General features: G+C 63.6%; 14 protein-coding genes. 4 read left to right on the top strand and 10 right to left on the bottom strand.

Going from position 1 to position 16,088, the window contains the following annotated elements:
- Positions 1-14: 14 nt before the first annotated feature.
- The gene (locus SKA58_RS08420; protein ID WP_009821971.1) at positions 15-1,367 is read right to left on the bottom strand and encodes a glycoside hydrolase family 27 protein; all 1,353 of its coding nucleotides are present in this window, start codon (positions 1,365-1,367) and stop codon (positions 15-17) included.
- Between the two features lie 92 nt (positions 1,368-1,459).
- On the opposite strand from SKA58_RS08420, the gene SKA58_RS08415 reads away from it, so the two are divergent.
- Positions 1,460-3,778: a GH92 family glycosyl hydrolase gene (locus SKA58_RS08415; protein ID WP_009821970.1), complete on the top strand. Its 2,319-nt coding sequence runs from the start codon at positions 1,460-1,462 to the stop codon at positions 3,776-3,778.
- Positions 3,779-3,782: 4 nt separating this feature from the next.
- Here SKA58_RS08415 and SKA58_RS08410 read toward each other — a convergent pair whose 3' ends face one another.
- Together SKA58_RS08410 and acnA are read right to left on the bottom strand one after the other, a co-directional pair.
- The gene (locus SKA58_RS08410; protein ID WP_156784154.1) at positions 3,783-4,442 is read right to left on the bottom strand and encodes a hypothetical protein; all 660 of its coding nucleotides are present in this window, start codon (positions 4,440-4,442) and stop codon (positions 3,783-3,785) included.
- A gap of 137 nt (positions 4,443-4,579) precedes the next feature.
- Positions 4,580-7,249: an aconitate hydratase AcnA gene (acnA, locus tag SKA58_RS08405; RefSeq protein WP_037542318.1), complete on the bottom strand. Its 2,670-nt coding sequence runs from the start codon at positions 7,247-7,249 to the stop codon at positions 4,580-4,582.
- Between the two features lie 289 nt (positions 7,250-7,538).
- Here acnA and SKA58_RS08400 point away from each other — a divergent pair, with 289 nt between their 5' ends.
- Complete coding sequence (locus tag SKA58_RS08400) at positions 7,539-7,769, top strand: hypothetical protein (protein WP_009821967.1); 231 nt, start codon at positions 7,539-7,541, stop codon at positions 7,767-7,769.
- On the opposite strand, the gene SKA58_RS08395 is transcribed toward SKA58_RS08400, so the two are convergent.
- The 3 genes from SKA58_RS08395 to SKA58_RS08385 all read right to left on the bottom strand — a co-directional run bounded on the left by SKA58_RS08395 (position 7,770) and on the right by SKA58_RS08385 (position 10,053).
- On the bottom strand, positions 7,770-9,572 hold the full coding sequence (locus SKA58_RS08395) for a DUF885 domain-containing protein (RefSeq protein WP_083784880.1): 1,803 nt from the start codon (positions 9,570-9,572) through the stop codon (positions 7,770-7,772).
- 86 nt (positions 9,573-9,658) lie between these two features.
- On the bottom strand, positions 9,659-9,862 hold the full coding sequence (locus SKA58_RS08390; protein ID WP_009821965.1) for a DUF5818 domain-containing protein: 204 nt from the start codon (positions 9,860-9,862) through the stop codon (positions 9,659-9,661).
- Between the two features lie 5 nt (positions 9,863-9,867).
- Positions 9,868-10,053 carry a DUF1328 domain-containing protein gene (locus SKA58_RS08385; RefSeq protein WP_009821964.1) on the bottom strand — a complete coding sequence of 62 codons (186 nt, stop codon included), beginning with the start codon at positions 10,051-10,053 and terminating at the stop codon, positions 9,868-9,870.
- Positions 10,054-10,248: 195 nt separating this feature from the next.
- Between SKA58_RS08385 and SKA58_RS08380 the strand changes: the two genes are divergently transcribed.
- Positions 10,249-10,692: a PA2169 family four-helix-bundle protein gene (locus SKA58_RS08380; protein ID WP_009821963.1), complete on the top strand. Its 444-nt coding sequence runs from the start codon at positions 10,249-10,251 to the stop codon at positions 10,690-10,692.
- 3 nt (positions 10,693-10,695) lie between these two features.
- On the opposite strand, the gene SKA58_RS08375 is transcribed toward SKA58_RS08380, so the two are convergent.
- Positions 10,696-11,706, bottom strand: coding sequence for a 2-hydroxyacid dehydrogenase (locus SKA58_RS08375; protein WP_037542316.1), 1,011 nt, complete (start codon positions 11,704-11,706; stop codon positions 10,696-10,698).
- 134 nt (positions 11,707-11,840) lie between these two features.
- Between SKA58_RS08375 and SKA58_RS08370 the strand changes: the two genes are divergently transcribed.
- Positions 11,841-12,299, top strand: a complete 459-nt coding sequence (locus SKA58_RS08370) for an SH3 domain-containing protein (RefSeq protein ID WP_009821961.1) — start codon at positions 11,841-11,843, stop codon at positions 12,297-12,299.
- A 56-nt stretch (positions 12,300-12,355) separates the two neighbouring features.
- Here the strand turns inward: SKA58_RS08370 and SKA58_RS08365 are convergent, their stop codons facing one another.
- From SKA58_RS08365 to SKA58_RS08355, 3 genes are all read right to left on the bottom strand, one after another.
- Positions 12,356-13,684 carry an amidohydrolase family protein gene (locus SKA58_RS08365; protein WP_009821960.1) on the bottom strand — a complete coding sequence of 443 codons (1,329 nt, stop codon included), beginning with the start codon at positions 13,682-13,684 and terminating at the stop codon, positions 12,356-12,358.
- The gene (locus SKA58_RS08360; RefSeq protein ID WP_009821959.1) at positions 13,681-15,087 is read right to left on the bottom strand and encodes an amidohydrolase; all 1,407 of its coding nucleotides are present in this window, start codon (positions 15,085-15,087) and stop codon (positions 13,681-13,683) included. The genes SKA58_RS08365 and SKA58_RS08360 overlap by 4 nt, the downstream gene beginning before the upstream one ends.
- Positions 15,074-16,088, bottom strand: a 1,015-nt coding sequence (locus SKA58_RS08355; RefSeq protein WP_009821958.1) for a peptide MFS transporter, incomplete at its 5' end; no start/stop codon positions are given. The genes SKA58_RS08355 and SKA58_RS08360, both read right to left, overlap by 14 nt.

The raw sequence follows: 16,088 nt of genomic DNA, 5'->3' as shown, positions 1-16,088 counted from the left end.
CGGTCCGTGCCGGTTCAACTTAGCCGATAAAGCGCAGCGCCATGTGGGGGCAGATGGGCGACGATACGCTGCGCCTGTGTGCCAAGCCCCTTGCCTTCCCATAGGTCGCGTATGGCGACGGGCCGGCTGAGGCCAAGGGTGCTGAGGTCGATGCCGACCTCGCGCGCCTTGTCGCTGGTGTTGAACAGCGCGAGATAACGGTCCGCGCTGCCCTCCGCATTGGCGGACCAGATGCGCGTGCCATCCGCGATGAAATGCGGGCAGTTGTCGCGGCTTGCCTGGTTGACCGCAATCACCTCCCGATTGGTGAGCAGCGCCAGCGTCGCGGCGTCGAGGTGGCGCAGGTCACCGCCCATGATCAGCGGCGAACGGGCGATCGCCCAGAGCGTCATCAGCGTGCGCTGCTCGTCAGGCGTGAAGCGGGTATCGCGCTCGCCCAACGCCAGCCGGCCGAGCGGCAGCATGTCGGCGTCGGGCCAACTCCCCGGCCCGCGCCAGGGCGTCCAGTTTTCCAGGCGCGTAAACTGCGCCTCCAGCATCGGCCATTCATCCCAGAAGTCGTCCGAGATGCGCCACATTTGCGCATATTTTCGAACATGATCGCCGCGGATCACCGGCGTTTCGCCGGGAGAGAGACTGAGGATGATGGGGCGGCCGGTCGCCTGAATCGCCATGTGCGCCGCCTCGATCTCCGCCGCATGGGCGTCGTAGGGACGGCTCATATCGTCCATCTTGACGAAATCGACGCCCCAGTCGGCATAGAGGCGGAAGATGCTGTCATAATAGGCCTGCGCGCCGGGCCGGGCCATGTCCACGCCATACATGTCCGGGTTCCAGGAGCAGATGCTGGTCCGGTCGGCGATGTCGGCGGCACGATAGCCGGTGCCAAGGATCGGCAGATTTGCCTCCACCGCCGCGCGCGGGATGCCGCGCATGACATGGATGCCGAATTTGAGGCCCAGCGCATGCACCGCCTGCGCCAGCGGCGCGAAGCCCTTGCCCCCTACGCTGGAGGGGAAGCGATTGGGCGCGGGGATCATCCGGCCATGCGCGTCCATCGCGGGCCTGGGCTTTGCGTTATAGGTGTAGCTCGACGCCTCGGGTTCATACCACTGGATGTCGACGGTGAAGATATCATAGCCGAACGGCAGCAACTTGTCGGCCATGATCTGCGCGGTTTCGCGCGCCTGTGCTTCGGTAATGGTGGTGGCGAAGCTGTTCCAGCTGTTCCAGCCCATGGGCGGACGCGGGGCGAGCATGGGTGCGCCATCGCCGGCCTTGCGCTGCGACGTTTGCGCGACCGCCGCAGCCGTCAGTCCCACCATGCTGCCCGCCAGCACCGTACGGCGGCTTGTTTCCAGATGCATCCTCTTCATTTGTAGGAGTAAACCCCTGTCGTTCCGCAAGATCAAGCGCTAAGCACTTGGCGGGCCGGAACAGGCATGATTTAACCGCGCCCATGTTGATCCGCCTCACCCGCCTGGCCGTTGCCGCCGGCCTGCTTGCCAGCACCGCCCTTTTCGCCCAGCGGCCCGCGTCCGATCCCGTCGATGCCGTCGATCCCTTCATCGGCACGAACGGCGAAGGCCACACCTTTCCCGGCGCGGTGGCGCCGTTCGGCATGGTGCAGCTTTCGCCCGATACGCATGTAGGGCCTGCGCGCGAAACCTATGACTGGGCGTCGGGCTATCGGCACGAGGATCCAGTCATCCTGGGCTTTTCCCACACCCATTTTTCGGGCGCAGGCCATAGCGACCTGGGTGATTTCCTGGTCATGCCGGTCACCGGGGACACAGTGCCGTTGCGAGCGGGCGACGCGACGACGCCGGGATTCCGGTCACACAAGGCGGACGAAGTCGCATCCCCGGGCTATTATGCCGTCACCCTGACCGATCCGGCCGTGCGAGCGGAAATGACGGCCGGTACGCGCGTGGGCGTGCATCGCTATGCCTTCCCGGCCGGCAAGGCGGCGCACCTCATGCTCGATCTGCGCAGCATCATCTATGATTATCCCGGAAAAATCCTGTGGTCGTCAGTGCGGATTCGGCCGGATGGCACGATCACCGGATCGCGCGAAGTGCGCGGATGGGCTACGCCGCGCCGGATTTTCTTCGCCATGCGCTTTTCCGCGCCGATGACGGGCCACAAGCTGGTCAGCACGGAGGAGAATATTCTCTACAAGGGGTTCAAGGGGCCGGGGCGCGGCCCCGAAACGCTCGATGCGCTGTCTGGCCGGGCTCTGGTGGCGCAATTCGACTTTGGACTGCTTACCAAAGCACTGGAGGTAAAGGTTGCGCTGTCAGGCGTGGACGAGGCTGGCGCGATTGCGAACCTCGCCAGCGAGCCGGGCGATTTCGACGCGGTCCGCACGCGCACGCGCGCGGCCTGGAACGCGGCGCTGGACAGGGTCAAGATCGACGCGCCGCAGCCCATGCGCACCAATATCTATACCGCCCTCTATCACAGCCTGATGGCGCCGAGCGTTTGGGGCGACGCAGACGGGCGCTGGCGCGGCCCCGATGACCAGGTGCATGACAGCGCAGGATTCACCATGCATTCCACCTTTTCCTTGTGGGACACGTTTCGCGCCGAACATCCGTTGCTGACGCTGATCCAGCCGGACGCGAAGAATGCGGACTTCGTGAACTCGCTGGTCGCCAGCCAGAAGGCCAGCCCGTTCGGCATCCTGCCCGTCTGGCAATTTGCGGGCAAGGAAACCTGGACGATGATCGGCTATCATGCCGTCCCGGTGATCGCCGACGCGTGCCTGAAGGGCATCGCTGGCATAGATTGCGCGGGCGCGCTCAAGGCGATGGTCGCCAGCGCCGACTATGCGCCCTATGGCGGCCTGGGCGACTATATGTCGCTGGGCTATGTGCCGATAGACCGCGAACCCGAAGCTGCATCCAAGACTGTCGAATATGCCTTTGACGACTGGACCATTGCGCGACTTGCCCGCACGCTGGGTGAGACTGCGATCGCCGCCAGGTTCGAAAAACGCGCGCAGAATTGGCGCAACAGTTTCGATCCGAAGACCGGATTCCTGCGCGCGCGCAAGGCCGACGGCACATTTCGCGTGCCGTTCGACCCGACCGCGATCAACTATGGGTCAGACTATACGGAAGGAAATGCCTGGCAATATAGCTGGTTCATGCCGCACGATCAGGGCGGGCTGTTCCGGCTGCTGGGCGGGGACGCCAAGGCCGTCGCCAAGCTCGACGCCATGTTCGATTATGACAACAGCCAGATCGACTATAGCCATGCCGAGGATATCGCCGGCCTGATCGGTCAATATATCCACGGCAATGAGCCCAGCCACCATGTGGCCTATCTGTATAACTACGCAGGACAGCCATGGCGCACACAGGAGCGGCTGAAGCAGATTGTCGAGAGCCAGTATAAGCCCACACCCGACGGGCTGGCGGGCAATGACGATCTGGGTCAGATGTCCGCCTGGCTGGTGTTCACGGCGCTCGGTTTCTATCCGGTGGCGCCAGGCAGCAACGAATATGTGATCGGCCGCCCCTTCGTCGATCGAGCGGAAATGACGCTGCCCGGTGGACAGCGTTTCACGGTCGTTGCGGACGGACTGTCGCACGCAAATCGCTATGTCGGCCGCGTGACGCTGAACGGCACCCCGTTGGAGCGCAGCGTCATCACCGATGCGCAGATTCGTGCGGGCGGCGAATTGCGCTTCACGATGCAGGCGAGGCCGAACACGTCCTGGGCGACGAAGCCCAGCGCGCGTCCCTTTTCCACCACACGCTATCATCCCTGAGCGCTCAGCCTGCCGGCAAGCGCTTTACGTAAAGCGATTCAGCCAGATAACCGCGCAGCATCGTGCGATCGATCGCCAGCTTGCCGTCCTTCCCGCCGGCAAGGCAGGAGGAGAGCGTTGGCATTGTCTGCTGCAAGGCGGATTTTTCCGCGGCGCTGCCAGGTTCGGCGCGCAGCATCGCGTCCGCAGCCGGTGCGTTGCGCGCGACGATGCAGTCGGCATAGGCATGATAAGGGGATTGCTGCGCATCCGCCCGCGCGGTCAGCGGCGCGTCCGGCATCGGCGCAGCTTCGACCGGCTTTGGATAGGCACGCAGATAAAGTTGTTCGGCGATCGCCCCGCGCATCCAATTGCCCTTCATCCGCAACTTGCCGTGGTGCAGGCAGTTGGCGCGTTGCTGGGCGATGCGGATCAGCATGTCCCGCTCGTCCGTCGAGCCGGGCGATGTCGCGAGCAACTGTCTGGCACCGGTCGGATTGCCGGCGACCACGCACTGGGCGAAACGCTGCATCCAGCGCTTCGCCTCGGCGCTGTCCACGGGCGCGGTGTTGCGCGGACGATCGGCCTGATCGGGCCGCCCGCGATAGGCGGCGCTGCGATCCTGCGCCACGGCCGGCGTCCCGACCAATGATGCTGCGATGAGCGGAAGAACAAGGGCGCGCATATCATGCCTTTCTTCGTCAGGACGGAGCGATCCTTTCACAAGGATTGCCGGAATCAAGACTGATGCGACGAACCGGGCAGAGAAAAAGGGCTCCTCCCGCTTGGGGAGAAGCCCTTCTTCATTACTGCATCGCGCGATCAGGCGGCGAGTTTGCGCAGCACATATTGGAGGATGCCTCCGTTCAGGAAATATTCCAATTCGTTGACGGTATCGATGCGGCACAGCGCGGTGAAGCTGAAGGTCGACCCATCGGCGCGCGTGACCTTCACCTCAACATCCTGGCGGGGCTTGAGGTCGGCGACACCTTCGATGGTGAAGCTGTCATCGCCCTTGAGGCCCAGCGTCTCGCGGCTTTCGCCATCCTTGAACTGCAACGGGAGCACGCCCATGCCGACCAAGTTGGAGCGGTGGATGCGCTCGAAGCTCTCCACGATCACCGCGCGCACGCCCAGCAGGTTGGTACCCTTGGCCGCCCAGTCGCGCGAGGAGCCGGTGCCATATTCCTTGCCGCCGATGACCACCAGCGGCGTGCCGTCCGCCTTGTGCTTCATCGCCGCGTCATAGATCGGCATGACTTCGCCATTATAGCTGGTCATGCCGCCTTCGACGCCGTCCAGCATCTGGTTCTTAATGCGGATATTGGCAAAGGTGCCGCGCATCATCACTTCATGATGGCCACGGCGCGCGCCATAGCTGTTGAAGTCGGCCTTGCTGACCTGATGCTCCATCAGCCACTTGCCCGCCGGGCTGTCGACCTTGATCGAGCCGGCCGGCGAAATATGGTCGGTGGTGATGGAGTCGCCGAAGATGGCGAGCGGCTTGGCACCCTGAATGTCGGTCACGGCATCGGGGGTCATCGACATGCCCTCGAAATAGGGCGGGTTGGCGACATAGGTCGAACCGGCGCGCCACTGATAGGTGTCCGAACCGGTCACTTCGATCGCCTGCCAATGGGCGTCGCCTTTGTAGACATTGGCGTAGCGGGCCTGGAACATCTGGCGGTCCATGCAGCCGGCCATGACGGTCGAAACCTCATCATTGCTGGGCCAGATGTCCTTGAGATACACCGCTTCGCCATCCTTGCTGGTGCCGATGGGGGTGGTGATGAAATCCTCCACCACCGTGCCCTTGAGCGCATAGGCGACGACCAGCGGCGGCGAAGCGAGGAAGTTGGCGCGCACGTCGGGCGACACACGACCTTCAAAGTTGCGGTTGCCCGAAATCACGGCAGCGGCAACCAGGCCATTGTCGTTGATCGCCTTGCTGATCGGTTCGGCCAGCGGGCCGGAATTGCCGATGCAGGTGGTGCAGCCATAGCCGACCAGATTGAACCCGATGGCGTCGAGATGCGACTGAAGGCCGGCCTTTTCCAAATAGTCCGTCACCACCTGGCTGCCGGGCGCAAGCGAGGTCTTGACCCAGGGCTTGGGCTTGAGGCCCAGCTCGTTCGCCTTCTTGGCGACCAGACCGGCCGCGACCAGAACGCCGGGGTTCGACGTATTGGTGCAGCTGGTGATCGCGGCAATGGTGACGTCGCCATCACCAATGTCGAAATCCTTGCCCTCGACCGGAACGCGCTGCTGCGCCTTCTTGTAGGTCTTTTCCATGTCGGCGTTGAACACGTCATCGACTTCGGGCAGCGACACGCGGTCCTGCGGACGCTTGGGTCCTGCAAGGCTGGGGACGACCGTCGACAGGTCAAGCTCCAGCGTATCGGTGAACACCGGCTCGACCGCCGGGTCGATCCAGAAACCCTGTTCCTTGGCATAGGCTTCGACCAGCGCGATATTCTCTTCGGTGCGGCCGGTCAGGCGCATATAGTCCAGCGTCTTGTCGTCGATGCCGAAGAAGCCGCAGGTCGCGCCATATTCGGGCGCCATATTGGCGAGCGTCGCGCGGTCGGCGAGCGACAGCGTGGCGAGGCCCGGACCGAAATATTCGACGAAGCGGCCAACGACGCCGCGCGCGCGCAGCATCTGGGTGCAGGTAAGGACGAGGTCGGTCGCGGTGACGCCCTCGTTCAATGTGCCAGTAAATTTGAAACCGACGACTTCAGGGATCAGCATCGAGACGGGCTGACCCAGCATCGCGGCTTCCGCCTCGATACCGCCCACGCCCCAGCCCAGCACGCCAAGGCCGTTCACCATGGTGGTGTGGCTGTCTGTGCCGACGCACGTGTCGGGATAGGCGACAGTGACGCCGTCAGGCCCTTCGCTCGACCAGACGGCCTGCGCGATATTTTCCAGGTTCACCTGATGGCAGATGCCGGTGCCGGGGGGCACGGCGTAGAAATTGGCGAGGCTCTTGCTGCCCCATTTCAGGAAGTCGTAGCGCTCCATGTTGCGCTGATATTCGATTTCCACATTCTGCTCGAACGCTTGGGGCGTGCCGAATTCGTCAACCATGACCGAGTGGTCGATGACGAGGTGGACGGGAACCTGCGGATTGATCTTGGCTGCGTCGGCGCCCAGCGCCGTCATCGCGTCGCGCATCGCGGCAAGGTCGACGACGCAGGGGACGCCGGTAAAATCCTGCATCAGCACGCGCGCCGGGCGATACTGGATTTCGCGCTGCGCCTGGCCGCGATCCTTCTGCCAGTCAACGATCGCCTGAATGTCGTCGGTGGTGACGGTGACGCCGTCTTCGAAGCGCAGGAGATTTTCGAGCAGCACCTTCATCGAGAAAGGCAGGCGCGAAACGTCTCCAAGCTTTGCAGCGGCCTTCTTGAAGGAATAATAGGCAATGTCCTTGCCGCCGACATTCATCATGTCGCGGGTGCCCAGCGTGTCCTGTCCGATGGCGGTCATAAGATGTGCGTCTCCTCGCGTGGCGCTCCGCCAGAGGATGACGCGATTCCACCAGAACCTCGCCGGACAGCGAACGGACTGGACGGCGAAGGTCAGGGATGCGCCCCAACCGGTGGTCGAAGCAGGTATGTCCCGATGGTGCAGCGCCATACAGAATGGGGCGGCAGTGTCAAATGGACAAAATCGCCGAATATCCCGCCTGTTCGCGATTTCCCCTGCTAACGATTCGCAAGAGGAAACAAGGTCCCTGAGCGGCGTTTGGATTTGGATCAACAGGGGACCCCCATTCATGCCGATACCCTTGCCCGGCTGCGCGAACGACGCCGCAGGCCATGTGCGCGCCTATCGCCCCGGTCGGGCGATGCCCTGCCCTTCCTGTGGGGAAATCCAATGGCTGGTGGGCCGGGTCATGGCGCAATGCGCCTGCTGCGAAGCCGCCCTGCCGATCGACGCCGCCTATCGCGGCTGGTCCGGCGCCGGCACCGCCTTCCGGCCATTGGAACGGCTGCCGACCGCCTGATCAGGCCTCTGGCGCCCTTTCGGCCGCGATCCAGGCGTCAATCTGGCTTTCCAGCACGGTCAGGGGCACCGCGCCCTGCGCCAGCACCGCGTCGTGAAAACGGCGCAGGTCGAAATTTTTCTCCAGGGCTTTTTCCGCCCTGACGCGCAACTCGCGTATCTTGATCTCGCCCAGCTTGTACCCAAGCGCCTGACCCGGCCAGCTGATATAGCGGTTCACTTCGGCATCGATATTGGCGTCCGACAGAGCGCTGTTCGTCTTCATGAACGCTACGGCGCGCGCCTTGTCCCATCCCTTGGCGTGGATGCCGGTATCGACCACGAGGCGGCAGGCGCGCCACATCTCATAGGACAGGCGACCCATCATCTTTTCAGGCGTGTCATACAGGCCCATCTCTTCACCCAGATATTCGGTGTAGAGCGCCCAGCCTTCGACATAGGCGGTGAAGCCGGCAAGATATTTGCGGAAAGGCGGCAACGGCAATTCCTGTTGCAGCGCGATCTGATTATGATGGCCCGGCACCGCCTCATGCGCGGTCAGCGCCGGCACCTCCCAGAAAGGACGCTGATCCAGCTTGGACGTGTTGACCCAATAGGTGCCCGAAATGCCCGATTCCGGTGCGCCCGGTCCATAATAGGCCGTGGTGGTCCCTTCCGCTTCGGCGGCCGGAATAGGCTTGAGGCCATAGGGCAGACGCGGCAGCGTACCGAAATAGCGCGGCAGCAGTCCATCGATCGTCTTGGCCTGCCGCGCCGCGACGCGCAGCAATTCTTCCGGCGTCTTGGCATAATAGGACGGATCGGTGCGCAAATGAGCGATGTATGCCGCGCGATTGGGATAGCCCGCCTGGGCGGCGATATCGTCCATGCGCCGGCCGATCCGGGCGACTTCGTCCAGACCGATCTGGTGGATTTGATCGGGCGTCAGGTCAGTCGTTGTATGCGCCTTCACGCGGCTGGCATACCAGGCCGCGCCGCCCGGCAGCGACGAGGCGCTGTCGCTCTTGCGGCAATGGGGCAGATAGTCCGCAACGAACAGGTCATGCCATTTGCGATATTCCGGCGTCAGCACGTCGCGGATGAGCGTCACCGCGCGGGCCTGCATCGCAGCCCAGTCGGCATCGCTGACGTCGCGCGGCCTGGGGCGCTTGAAGGGTTCGTAAAAGCGCGTGTCCTGCGGCTTTCCTTCCACGATGCCGCTGATCGTGCCGGCATAATTTTGAAGGACGGAACAGGGTTGAACATAGCCACCGGCGATGGCCTGCCGCGTGATGTCGAGCGCATCTGCATTTTGCTTCGGGTAAAGTGCCAGCCGCTTGAGATAGCTGTCATAATCCGCGCGATTGTAGAAAGGCAGGCCATCAGCCATGCCGGAAAATCCCTGATGCCAGCCATAATAGGTGGTGAACAGCATCAGCCGTTCTGCCTGATGGCCATCGCTGGCGATGTCGTCGCGCAGCATCCAGAGCAGGACATTGCGGTTGACTCGGTCCGCCGCGCTTAATTCCGCTTCGGGCACCGCCTCCAATCGGCTGACGAATTGCCGTTCGGCCTTTATCTGCGCATCGCGCGCCGCCAGCGACATGTCGTAGATGCGATCGTCATAGCTACGCACGCCCCGCGCGGTCGCTTCGACGGGATGGACCGACAGATACCATTTCCAGTGATCGTCGAGAATTCGGGCAAGCTGGGCCTGCGCCGTCGATGTCTGGGTGGGGGTGGCCGCAGGTTCTTGCGCCTGGACGGCGATGGGAATGGCGGCAAGGCAGAAGGGAGCAATGGCGGTATAGAGGATTTTGCGCATGGTAGCGATGGTGCCCGCCGACATGCACATTTGGCAAGACCGATTATGTCCGATGGCTTAGGCCGGCATGACCTTGCGCCAGGCGATTATGCAGGGGCTACGCCTTCTGCCTCGACAACGTCCTCGCCGATATGAATGCCGCGCACACGAACCTGCTTTTCGACTAAGTCGACCGGAACCCTCAAGAGTACCAGCCGGTAGCTGCCGCCGCCGTCCCGGCGAAGCAGGAAGCCGGCCGCGTCGCGCACCAGCCTCCCGGTTTCGTCGATAGTGGCGCCGACCGCCATCATGATGCTTAGTCGATGGCGTCCTTGACGCCCTTGCCGGCCAGAATGCCGAGGACCAGGAAGACGACAAACACCGCCAGTGCGATGAAGAACAGGATTTTGGCAATGCCGACGAAAGTGCCGGCTGCGCCGCCAAAGCCGAGCAAAGCCAGCACGGCTGCAATGACCAGCGAAATGATCGCGAGCTTGATCATGAGTAAGATCCTCAAATCCGATAGAAAGATATTTCTCCAACCCCCGAGCGGCCGGCTTGTTCCACCTGCGTAGCGGATAGTGCGACATGCCTAATGCCATATTAAGATTGAATATCATGAGGTTGGTTGAACCGGCGGCAGCTTGGAACCGTTTGGGAGGCAGATTGCCCGACGGCCCATAGGAAGGAGACGGTTATGCACAATCATACCATCAGCAAGCTGGATGACCTCATCACCACGCTGATCGACAGCGTGAAGGGATATGAGCATAGCGCGGCAAAGGCGAAATCCGCGCCATTTGAAACCCTGTTTCGCGATCTGGCCGCCGAACGGCAGGCAGCGGTCGGACTGCTGCAGGAACGCAGCCGCCAGCTTGAAGGCAAGCCCAATGAATTCGGGTCCGCCGCAGGCACGGTCCACCGGTGGATCGAGGATATCCATGTCGCCTTGGGTGGCGGCGACAAGGCGATCATCCAGGCGATCGACCGCGGCGAGGATTATCTCAGCGAAGAATTCGCGCGTGTATTGAAAGACGATGCCATCGACGCCGAAACGCTGGCCATCGTTCGCCGCGCGCATGATTCCGTGCGCCACGGGCTGACGATGGTCGATCAGTTGAAGCAGCAGGTCGTCGCCTGACGGTCAGACCCAGCCTTCCAGCACCTGGTTCGGTGGCCTGTGCCCGTCGACCCAGGTGCGGATATTGGCGATGACCCGCGCACCCGTGGCATGGCGCCCCTCGATCGTGGCCGACCCCATGTGCGGCAGCAGCACGACATTGGAAAGGGCCAGCAGGCGCGGGTCGACCGCAGGTTCATGGGCATAGACGTCCAGCCCCGCGCCGGCGATGCGACTTTCTTCCAGCGCGTCGATCAGCGCGCCCTCGTCCATGATTTCCGCGCGGGACGTGTTGATGACATAGGCGTGGGACCGCAGCAGCCCGATCCGCCGCGCGTCCACCAGCTCGCGGCTGTCGGAATTGAGCGGGCAGTGGATCGACAGGATATCACTTTGCGTCAGCAGTGCGTCCAGATCACCCTGCCATCGCGCCTCAAGCTCCTGCTCGACCTCGAAGGGCAAGCGATGGCGGTTATGATAGGCGATGGACAGGCCAAAGGCGCGCGCCCGCCGCGCCACGGCGCGGCCAATGCGGCCCATGCCGATGATGCCCAGCGTCTTGCCGCCGATCCGGTGGCCCAGCATGCCTGACGGGCTCCACCCCTGCCACGCGCCGGAGCGCACCAGCTTTTCGCCCTCGGCCAAGCGGCGCGGTACCGACAGGATCAGCGCCATCGTCATATCGGCGGTATCTTCGGTCAGCACGCCGGGTGTGTTGGTGACGATGATGCCCTTTTCCCGGGCGGCGACGAGGTCGATATGGTCGACACCGCTGCCAAAGCTGGCGATCATGCGCAACGTGTCGGGCGCTCCGCCGATCAAATCCGCATCGATCTGATCGGTGATGGTCGGCACCAGTACGTCGCAATCGGCCATGGCACGGGCCATTGCCGTCCGATCCATCGGCGCGTCGGCGATATTGAAGCTGGCGTCGAACAATTGCGCCATGCGCGCTTCCACATCGGGCGGCAGGCGGCGCGTAACGATCACGCGCGGCTTGGCGGGACGCGGCGGAGTCTTGCGCGGTTCAACCATGATGGTGGCGCTATTGCGCGACAAGGTGCGGGTCAAGCGGATAAGCCAGGTCTGGCGAGGAAAGACTGTCGCGGCGACGATCGACGGGCTATGGGTCGGCCATGGGTGACAGGATTTCGAAACTTTACACGGCCATGGCCGTCGGCGGCGCAGTTCTTCTGGTCCTTGCGGCAAGTTCTGCCAACGCTGCGCCCGGCAAGAAGACACCTTATTGGGCATCGCTGTCGCATGATGAGGCGCGCATGCGGGTCGGCCCCAGCCTGGATTACCCGTCCAACTGGGTCTATCGCCGCCGCGACCTGCCGGTGAAGGTGGTGCAGGTCCTTGGCCTGTGGCGCAAGGTGCAGGACCCGGACGGCGCGCAGGGGTGGATGCACGTCCGCCTGCTGAGCGACACGCCCACCGCCATCGTCCGGTCGGCCATCGCGCCGCTGCATGGATCGCCGAGCGACGGATCAGCGACGCTGTTTCGCGCCGAACGCGGCGTTGTGGGTCGCATATCCGATTGTTCAGGCGGTTGGTGCGCCTTCGACGTCAAGGGTCGGCGCGGCTATGTAAAGGCCAGCGACATCTGGGGCGCTATCGACGGATGAGGCCATAGCCCTGGCCCCAAAGCTGGGAGCGGGGCCAAAGCCCCGCCCCCCGGCCATCACCATTCATAGGCTTTGGGCAGGCTGCCTTCGTCCGGCGTTGCATAACGATCGCGCAAGCGGGTCTGGCGATCCGTCATCGGCTGCGCAACGCCGTCGATCCAGACGGCCACAGGCGCGGACGTCATTTCGAGCGGATCGCCGTCCCAGATCACCACGTCGCCCGCCTTGCCCGGCTGAAGCGAACCCAGCCGATCGCCCAGCCCCATTGCCTCGGCCGGGGCCAGCGTGATCGTGCGCAGCGCCTGCCCCCAGGTCAGCCCGGTCGCGCCCGGCACCTTGGTCAGCGCGACCATATTACCCGCCTGCTGGTTGGCGACCCGCAGTTGCAACGCATCGTCCCCGGTCAGCATACCCATCGATACCGAAACGCCCGCCTGCACCATCCGACCAACATTGCTCTGCGTCGCGGCGAGCTTTTCGAAGGCGGACGGCAAGTCTTCAAGCCCTGCGGTGATGACGGGCACCTTGGCGGCTGCGATTTGCGGCGCCACCATCCAGCCTTCGGTCGCCCCGGCCAGGATCAGGCGGAGCGCGGGAAAATCCTGCCGCAACGCCAATACAGCCAGGATATCGCGCGCGCTTTCGGCGTGAACCATCAGCGGCGTCGCCCCGGTGACAACCGGCACCAGCGCTTCTGCATCGACGCGGTTCAGCAGCGAATCCCTGGAATTGCCGTCATAGGCCGCCGGCGCCTTGGCATAGTCCTGCGCCTGCCGCAGCATCATCTTGAACGTCAGGATCATCGCCGCGCGGCTGCCGCCCGCCTCGGCCGCGCCGGCTTCGCCCATTTCGACATATTCGAAGGCGCGGCCCTTGGTGACCGGACTCATGTCCGCGCCCAGATCGATGACCGCGCCCTGCCCGGCAAATATGCCGCTGGAGGCCGCCGGGGCGACGACCGCGCGGGTCACGCCGCCATTGCGGCTGATCGCGATCGGGTTGGCGAGCGGATTGATCGCGGGAGCGACATCAATCGCGGCGGAAAAGGGCGAATTGGCGCTGATATCGTTGGTTTCGCGCACGGCTGGCACTTCGGCCAGGCCAACCCGTGAAAAGCCCGATACCAGGCCCGGCGTCACCCATTTGCCCGACGCATCGACGATTTTCGCGCCGGGGGGCACCGCAATGCCAGCGCCGGCGGCGACGACCTTGCCCGCGTCGATGACGACCGTGCCGTTCTGGACAGGTTCGGACCCGTCGCCGATCGCCAGCGTCGCGCCGGTGATGGCGATCGGCTGGGCAAGCGCGGGGACAGCCGCGACCATCGCGATCAGCGCCGCGCCCAGGCGTCCCGCGTTGGCGCGAAGGGAAAAGCTCTTCGTCATTTCACGTCTCCCGCGCCGATCTGGCCCAGTTCGAAATCACTCACCGGCCGGCGCTTGGGGTCGAAGGCATCGTAAAGCAGCGCGCCGTCGATCCAGACCTTTTCCGGTCGGGTATAGGTACTGAACGGATTGCCGTTCCACAGCACGACATCTGCCATCTTGCCGACCTTGAGGCTGCCGGTGCGGTCGGCGATGCCCATCGCCCGCGCCGGGTTGATGGCAAGCCAGGTCCAGGCGACCTCGTCGCTGATGTCGATGCCCATGCGGCGCCCCGCGCCCAGCGCCTTGGCCGCTTCCTGGTTGAGCCGCTGGATACCGTCCTGGTCGTCGCTATGAACGATGGCGCAGGCGCCGGCCTTGTGGACCAGCGGGATATTCTCCTTGATCCCGTCATAGGCCTCCATCTTGAAGCCATACCAGTCGCCCCACAGGGCCGAGCAGATGCCATTGTCGCGGAGCAGGTCCGCGATCTTGTAGCTTTCGACGGCATGGTGAAATGTCGACACCTTGTAGCCGAATTCCTTGCTCATATCGATGACATTGGCCATCTCGTCGGCGCGGTAGCAGTGGTTATGGACCATGATCTTGCCCTCCAGCACATCGGCCAGAGTTTCCATGCCCAGGTCACGGGTCTGATCCTTGCCGGCGGCGCGCTTCTGCTGATACTCGCGCGCCTTGATCCAGGTCTGGCGGTTGACCGCCATATTGCCCATGCGGGTGCTGGGTTCGCGGCCCTTGCTGCCATAGACCCGCTTGGGATTTTCGCCGCACGCCATTTTCAGGCCCTGCGGCGCGCCGGGAAACTTCATTCCCTGCATGGTGCGCGCGGGCACATTCTTGAGCGTCACGCTGCGGCCGCCAAACAGGTTGGCCGAACCGGGCAGAATCTGAAGCGTCGTCACGCCGCCATTGGCGAGCGCGCGGGAAAAGCCGGGGTCTTGCGGCCAGACGCTATGTTCGGCCCAGACATGCGGGGTGACGGGCGACGTCGCCTCATTGCCGTCGGACAATGCCTCGACGCCGGGAGAGGGATAATCGCCCAGATGGCTGTGAATATCGATGACGCCCGGGGTCACATATTTGCCCTGGGCGTCGATCACCACCACGTCCGCGGGGATTGGCGTGTCCGGTCCGCCAATGGCCGTAACCTTACCGTCGGACAGGAAGACCACGCCATTATCGATGCGTCCGCCCTCCCCGTCAAAGACGGTCGCACCGCGCAGCACCGTCGGCCGACCGCCATAAGGACGATAGGTCGAAGGATAAGGATTTTCGGGCTCCGCCGACGCCCCCTGCGAGGCGGGCCGTTCATCCTTGTCCTTGCGCGCGGCCAGCGGCGCGGCGCTGCTGGCTAGCAAGACGGCCGCGACCGTCAGTGAAACACCCCTTTTACTGAACGCCATGCATCCACCTCTTGATCGGAAATGCGAGGATGAAAAGAAGGACGCCAAGGCCGATCGACGCAAGGCCGATCGTGCGGAACACGTCCACATAGGTTTGCAGGCTGACGGCCAGGTTCGTCACCTGCCCGCCCACCGTTTCGACGCTGGCCACCTGCGCGATCATGCCGCCGACATATTGGGCGACCGAAATCGACATGAACCACACGCCCATCATCAGGCCGACGATGCGCACGATCGACAACTTGGTGATCATCGACAGGCCGACCGGCGAAATGCACAGCTCCGCCATGGAGTGGATCAGATAGAGCAATGCCAGCCACCAGATCGAGACTTTAAAATCCGCGCCGGCAAAGGCGCTGCCCCAGACGAGGACAAGGAAGCCGAGGCCCACGCCGACGAGCGCAATGGCGAACTTGACCGGGATGGACGGCTCCAGCCCCCGGCGGCCCAGCGCGTTCCAGCCGATGCTGAACAGCGGCGCCAGCGTCACGATGAAGAAGGCATTGAAGAACTGCGTCTGGCCCGCCGACAGGCTGAACAGGCCGAAGACCGACAGGTCGGTATTGCGATCGGCAAACAGCGTCAGCGACGATCCGGCCTGCTCGAACAGGGTCCAGAATACGACGTTGAAGACGATCATCACCATCGCCGCCAGCATCATCTGAAACTCGACCTTGCTGCCCACGCGCCAGGACCAGATGAGAATGGCGGGCACGGCGATCAGGAAGGTGATGAACAGCAATTTGCCCAGGATAGGCAGAGCCAGCAGATAGCCGACGATGCCCGCGCCCGCCTGCGCCTGCGCGGCGTCCATCACATTGACGAACAGGAACCACATCAGGGGAATGGCCGCGATGGACAGGGCGTAGATCAGCAGGTCCTTGCGCGGATTGGCCCCTTCGGGCCGTTCGCCATAGCCGCCAAGTTTTCCGCCGTCGAACTGGATCAGCGCCCAGGAACAGAGCATGCCGATGGCCGCCAGCAGGAAGCCCGCCCACCAG

Source organism: Sphingomonas sp. SKA58 (assembly GCF_000153545.1).
In the GTDB taxonomy this organism is placed as follows: Bacteria; Pseudomonadota; Alphaproteobacteria; order Sphingomonadales; family Sphingomonadaceae; genus Sphingobium; species Sphingobium soli.
This window is presented reverse-complemented; position numbering and strand designations above follow the sequence as displayed.